The sequence below is a fragment of the uncultured Thiodictyon sp. genome (assembly GCF_903828115.1).
Lineage (GTDB): Bacteria > Pseudomonadota > Gammaproteobacteria > Chromatiales > Chromatiaceae > Thiodictyon.
On the sequence record NZ_CAIKKU010000117.1, the window covers coordinates 1 to 6,212 of the forward strand.

The 6,212-nt window shown below is 66.8% G+C and carries 6 protein-coding genes; 3 read left to right on the plus strand and 3 right to left on the minus strand.

What is annotated here, in order from left to right; all coding sequences use genetic code 11:
* The coding region (locus QZY48_RS04165) for a hypothetical protein (protein ID WP_295428102.1) at positions 1 to 186 on the plus strand (186 nt) is incomplete at its 5' end.
* 9 nt (positions 187 to 195) lie between these two features.
* Here QZY48_RS04165 and QZY48_RS04170 read toward each other — a convergent pair.
* The 3 genes from QZY48_RS04170 to QZY48_RS04180 all read right to left on the minus strand — a co-directional run bounded on the left by QZY48_RS04170 (position 196) and on the right by QZY48_RS04180 (position 4,216).
* Positions 196 to 750: a hypothetical protein gene (locus QZY48_RS04170; RefSeq protein ID WP_295428104.1), complete on the minus strand. Its 555-nt coding sequence runs from the start codon at positions 748 to 750 to the stop codon at positions 196 to 198.
* 239 nt (positions 751 to 989) lie between these two features.
* The gene (gene nadC, locus QZY48_RS04175) at positions 990 to 1,874 is read right to left on the minus strand and encodes a carboxylating nicotinate-nucleotide diphosphorylase (protein ID WP_295428107.1); all 885 of its coding nucleotides are present in this window, start codon (positions 1,872 to 1,874) and stop codon (positions 990 to 992) included.
* A gap of 176 nt (positions 1,875 to 2,050) precedes the next feature.
* Positions 2,051 to 4,216: a DUF1631 family protein gene (locus tag QZY48_RS04180; RefSeq protein WP_295428109.1), complete on the minus strand. Its 2,166-nt coding sequence runs from the start codon at positions 4,214 to 4,216 to the stop codon at positions 2,051 to 2,053.
* A gap of 325 nt (positions 4,217 to 4,541) precedes the next feature.
* On the opposite strand from QZY48_RS04180, the gene QZY48_RS34575 reads away from it, so the two are divergent.
* Both QZY48_RS34575 and QZY48_RS34580 read left to right on the plus strand, forming a co-directional pair.
* On the plus strand, positions 4,542 to 5,276 hold the full coding sequence (locus tag QZY48_RS34575; RefSeq protein WP_100917648.1) for a DUF1538 domain-containing protein: 735 nt from the start codon (positions 4,542 to 4,544) through the stop codon (positions 5,274 to 5,276).
* Positions 5,277 to 5,296: 20 nt separating this feature from the next.
* The gene (locus QZY48_RS34580) at positions 5,297 to 6,079 is read left to right on the plus strand and encodes a DUF1538 domain-containing protein (RefSeq protein ID WP_366929634.1); all 783 of its coding nucleotides are present in this window, start codon (positions 5,297 to 5,299) and stop codon (positions 6,077 to 6,079) included.
* Positions 6,080 to 6,212 lie beyond the last annotated feature (133 nt).

Below are 6,212 nucleotides of genomic sequence, written 5' to 3' on the forward strand. Positions count from 1 at the left end.
ACTATTGATGTTCTTGCAAGGTACTATAATCAGTTACAACGAAGAACGAAAAACAGAAAACTCAAAACCGTTCGGTATAATTTCGGGTGCGCGAGAATCCAGGGTGCTACGATAACCTCGACAACGACAACGACAACGACAACGACGCGACTGGCATTCCCTCATCGTTGTTCCCTGACTGATTGATCTCCAGGATCACGCCATCGCCGCCTCCTGGCGCAAGGAGACGATTTGCCCCTTGTTCACCAACACGAGCGGGCGGGAGGTGAACAGGCGCTCGCCGCAGCCATGCTCGCGACCGACGGTGGCGTCCGTCAGGGGGATGAACTGGGCATCCTCGTTGAGGACTGCGGCGATGCTCTGGCCGGCGGCCAGGTGCAGGTCTCCCGCGACGCAGTAGTCGTGCAACTGTAAGTGCACCCGCACCGGCGACTTGTGCGTAAACGGGTATGGCTTGATGTCGGGTTGCGCGCCGACGCCCCGCGCCAGATTGGGGTCATCGACGGCAACCAACTGGACGCTTGGCTTGCTCACATAGGCCTTGGGGACCTGCGGTGCAGCGACGCCGTTGCCGAACGGAGCGGTGGAGATCTCCAAGAAGGCCCGGTCGCGGGTCGCGCCGAGGCGGGGCCCTCCATTCAACAGATCGAGCAGCCGCATCTCTTTCGGGCACTGCACATACCCGCTCAACACCTGGGTCGAGGTGAAGAAATGCAGCGCGCTGCCTTGGTCAGCCGGATGGTCCTGCACACTCTAACCCCATAGGTTGCGGGCTCAAGCCCCGAGGCGGTGCGATCGGGCGGCCGCAGACCGGGCCTGACATGGATCGCGTCAATCTCAAACTATAGCCCCGCGCAAGGGCACCGGACCACGCGAGGTGCCCGTAGGGTCAGAGTGCCTTACCAACGGTCAGCCCGCCGCCGGCCGCGCTTCGCCCCGGCGCGGCCTCGGCAGCGCTGAGCACCAACGCGGCGGCGCTTGCGGGGAATTCAGACAAAGCGCATGGAGAGGTCCACGGCGGTCAGGTCTTTGGTGAGTGCGCCCACCGAGATGCGGTCCACGCCGGTTTCGGCGATGGCCCGCACGGTGTTGAGATCCACACCGCCGGACGCCTCCAACCGGGCGCGGCCGGCGTTGAGCGCGACGGCCTGGCGCAGCGCATCCAGGCTGAAGTTGTCCAGCAGGATCAGGAGTGCACCCGCGGCCAGGGCCTGCGCCAGTTCCGCCAGGTCCTCGACCTCGATCTGGATGGTGACGCCGGGGTTAGCCGCGCGCGCGGCGTCCAGGGCGGCGGGGATTGAGCCCGCGGCGAGGATGTGATTTTCTTTAAGGAGGATGGCGTCGTAGAGGCCGATCCGGTGGTTGTAGCAGCCGCCGCACCGCACGGCGTATTTTTGCTGGATGCGCAGCCCCGGCAGGGTCTTGCGGGTATCCAGTACGCGCACCGGCAGCCCCGCGACGGCCGCGGCGTAGCGGCTGGCCGTGGTGGCGGTCCCGGAGAGGGTCTGCAGGTAATTCATGGCGGTGCGCTCCCCGGTGAGCAGCGCGCGCGTGGGTCCGGTGAGGACGCACAGGCGTTGACCGGCGCGAATCGGCTCGCCGTCTCGCGCCTCCCACTGCAGCGCGACACCGGCATCGAGCAGCCGAAACACGGCCTCGAACCAGGCGCAGCCGCACAAGAGCGCGGGCTGCCGGGTGATCAGCTCGACCCGGGCGCACTGCTCGGCCGGCAGCAGGGCGGCCGTAAGGTCACCGCCGCCCAGGTCCTCCGCCAGCGCGGCGCGGACCTGGGATTCGATCAGGGCCGCCGCGGGGAGTTGGGCGCGCAGCACCGACGGGCTCGGGACCGACACGGGCACCGCTTCAATGTCCATCAGGATCTCCTTCAATTAGACAGGATTAACAGGATTTTGCAGGATCAACAGGATAGATCAGGGTGCGGCGCGGGGCCACAACACATCCTGTCAATCCTGAGAAATCCTGTTAATCCTGTCCATTTCTCAAGCTCAGGGTTAGTCTCGAATGGTATCGGAATTTGCGCTCTACGATGCTAAGAAGCCAGCCGCCCCATCACTGAGCGCATGGCGCAGTCTGCCAACTGGTCATGATCGCGACCGAGCAGGATCACCCGCCGACGCATGATCAGCCCTGCCAGCTCCGGGCCGGAGAACTCCGCACCGGGCTGGCCGGCCCGATCGACGAACAGCAGGCGCGCCCCGTCCGGGCTGCGCCAGACGAGCTTGAGCCGGACTCGGGTCGCATCGTCCCGGGTCAGTTCGATCCAGCCTCCCAGGGTAACGGCGGGTGCCGCCGGCCGCACGGGTGCGTCGCCCGGCGCAGGCACCAGGGCCACCGGGGGGATGAGAGACGCCCGGGCCGGGCGCGTCGGCGCGAACCCCGTGTGCGTATCACCCTGCAGGACGGCCAAGTGCAGGGTTTGCAGATCCCTGAACCAGCGTGCCAATTGGCGCTGGTCGCAGCCGCCGGCGGTGAGCCGCGAGCGCAGCGCGCGCAGGATCTCCGGGATTCGGCGCAGGAGCTGCCGACGCTCCTCGGAGTGGGTCTTTGGTTGCACACTCCACAGGAGCCGGTCGACCAGGTCCAGGACCGCGCGCCAGTCGGGGCTGTCGGCCCCACCGCCCTGATAGGTGGCGAGCATGACCGGTTGCCAGCCCTGGCACAGGATGGACTCGACCACCGTCGGAACCTGGGCATAGCGGATCAGGGCCGCCTCCAGTGCCGCCGCCACGGCCTGCTGTGCCGTCCCCTCGGCGGCGGGTCTGACCCCGGCCAGCACCCGCGCCTCGGCCTCCCGGGTGCGCGCCTGGTCGTGGGCGATGTAGGCGAGGAAGAACCGGTCCATCTGGGCGAACAGTCGGCAATCACCGTCGAAGTCGAGGATCAGGCGCTCGACGACCCGTTCGATCATCCCGAAGAGGGTCTCGGGGCCACGGCCATCGGCCTCACTCCAGCCCGCCGCGGACTCGCCGATATGGTTGAGCAGTTGCCGGGCCGGGTGCTCGTGCCGGGAAAAAAAATTCTTGTCGAGCAAGGCAAGTTTGGCGATGGGGAACTGCACCGGCCCGAGCAGGACCTTGATCGGCTCGGGCAGGGCATTGCCCTCGAACAGTTGTTCAAAAAACATGAAGACCAGGTCGAGGGTGTCCTGGTCATTGGGCTCCAGGCTGCGCGGTCGCGCGCCCGGCGACTCCAGCGCGCTGCGCAGGCGTTGGCGCACCTGCAACCCGGCGCTATTCCCAGCGGCCAGGACCGCGGCGCCCAGTTGCGTCAACAGGGCCTGCAACTCGCGGGTCGGGAGCACCAGCGGCGCGGCCGCCGGGGCACCCGCCGGGGAGCGGCGGCGCTCCAAGAGGTCTTGGAGGGTCTCGAACGCGACCGCCGTGGTGTCCTCGACCGACTCCGGGTCCAGGACGATGACCCCGTCCGAATCCTGCAGGATGCGGAAGGCCCCGGCCTCGCCCTGGTCCGCGGCGGGGGCCAGGCGGGCCGCGGCGCCCGCCGCTGGCCCATCGGCGGGGACGTGTCCCGCCGCCAGCGCCGCGTCCAGACAGTGGCGATAGAAGTCCCCCAGGTGGTCCATGACCTGTTTGTCGAAGACCTTGTAGATAACCAGCTTGAGCTGAGGTTCCAATTGGCGGGCGACCTTGAGTGCGCCGCGAAACGCCTCGCAGACCGCGAAGGGTCCGAACGGGTTGGACCGCATGTCGAGCTGCTCGCGGTCGAGCAGACGCGCCAGAAAGGCGTTGACCTCCAGGAGCACGGCGCAGTATCTGGACTCGGCCTTGGAGACCAGATTGGCGACCGCCAGGGTCTCTTCCAGGTCCGCGTCCTGCGACAGCGACAGGTCCTGGCTCAGCGTCTCCGAGTCCGCGTCACACAGCAGATCACATTCGAGCAGGCCCGCCGCGGCGCTGTCCGCGGTCTGGCGCAGCAGGCGCAGGAAGCTCGCTTGGATGGCCTGGCTTTGTTTGCGGATGATCCGCATCGCCTCGAAATAGACGGGGTAGGGCCGGCTGTTCGTGGCCTTGTCGGCAAGGTCATAGAGGGCGTCGTCGAGCCGCACGAACAGCACCGCCAGCAAGGGGGGCAGGACGCCGCCCAAGACCTGCTCACACCCGGCGATATACTGGCCGGCGAGCGGTGCCGGGAAGGCACCACGTCCGCGGGGCGGGCACTGTTTCAAGCTGGTCGTCATTGGTCTCGTAGGGACTTCAACCGGAACGGCGTACTGGGGTCCTCGGTCGCGATCACCCTCCAGGGTTAGGCTCTTCGTTGCTAAAGGGAAGCAGTTTTTATGCCTGCGTCCTGGGCGGCCCCGGGAGGCCGTGCGTCGCCGTCGCCCGGGCCCGCGCCCTGCCGGCCGGGCCCGCCAACCAGGCGCACCTGAGCGTCGGCGACGAGCGGGCGCGACGCCCCGGGCATCCTTGGGTTAGCATGGCACCGAAAGCGGCTTCGGGCCAGACCAGGTCACAATCGGACGCCGTTAAATTACGTAAAGCCGCCCCCGAGATGCAGCGACGATGAAAGGTCTGCTGGTCCAATTTTTGCGTTCCCTGGCGGAGAGCCTGCGCGATCTGGCGCCGATTCTCGGCGTGATCGGCCTGTTTCAGGTGGTCGTCCTGGGGCAGCCGCTCCCCGATCCGGGCGATCTCCTGTGGGGTACCGCCCTGGTGGTGCTGGGTCTGAGCCTGTTCGTGCAGGGGCTCAAGCTCGGGCTGTTCCCGCTGGGTGAAACCATGGCCTGGGACTTCGCCCGCAAAGGCAGCCTGATGTGGCTCTTCCTCTTTGTCTTCGCCCTGGGGTTCAGCGCCACCATGGCGGAGCCCGCCCTGATGGCAGTGGCGCAGAAGGCGGCCGCGGTGGCCGCCGCGGGGAACCTGATCGAACCCTCCCCCGCGACCCAAGCCGACTATGCGCGCGGCCTGCGTTACACCATCGCACTGTCCGTGGGCTGCGCCCTGGTCATCGGGGTGCTGCGGATCCTGCGCGGGTGGCCGGTGCAGTATCTGATCATCGGCGCCTATATCGGCGTGGTCGGCATGACCGCCCTGGCCCCGCCGGAGATCATCGGCATCGCCTACGACTCGGGCGGCGTGACCACCTCCACCATCACGGTACCCCTGGTCGCCGCCCTGGGGGTGGGGCTGGCCTCCAGTATCGAGGGCCGCAATGCCCTGACCGACGGCTTCGGGCTGATCGCCTTCGCGGCCCTGACGCCCATCATCTTCGTCCTGGGCTACGGGATGCTGCGATGACGGCATCAGGTCCTTCGACTATGCTCTCGCTGGCGCTCTCACTCGGGCAGATGCTGCTCGACACCGCGGGTAACGTCCTGCCGATCATCGGTGTGCTGGTGGGCTTCCAGGTCCTGGTGCTGCGCCGACCCATCCCTCAGGTGGGGCGCGTGGTGTTCGGTTTCGTGCTGGTGGTGGTGGGGCTCGCCTTCTTCATGGAGGGGCTGGAGCGGGCGCTCTTTCCCCTGGGTGACATGATGGCCAGCCAACTCACGGCCCCCGCGTTTCTGGGGCTCGCGCCCACCGACACCGCGGCGCTGCAGGACTGGCGGTCCTATGGCTGGGTCTATTGCTTCGCCTTTACGATCGGCTTTACCACCACGGTGGCGGAGCCCGCCCTGATCGCCGTCGCGCTGAAGGCCAACCAGGTCGCGGGCGGCTCCATCGGCACCTGGGGCCTGCGGATCACGGTGGCCATCGGCGTGGCCGTGGGCGTGTCGCTCGGCTCCTTTCGCATCATCACCGGCACCCCCCTGCACTACTACATCATCCCGGGCTATTGCCTGGTCCTGATCCAGACCTGGTTCGCCCCGCGGGCCATCGTCGCCCTGGCCTACGATTCCGGGGGCGTCACCACCTCCACGGTCACGGTCCCCCTGGTCACCGCCCTGGGGCTGGGGCTGTCGAGTCAGATTCCCGGCCGCAATCCCGTATTCGACGGCTTCGGGCTCATCGCCTTTGCCAGCCTGTTCCCGATCATGACGGTCATGGGCTATGCCCAGTTGACTGAATGGTATACCCGGCGCGCCCGCGCCCGCACCTGAGCAACGAGTCAAGAACAAACCCAATCGTTGTCGTTGTCGTTGTCGTTGTCGTAATCGTATTCGGAGAGGCGATGCAATTTAGGGCGCGAGAGAATCCGAGGTACTACGATAATGTCGACAACGACAACGACAA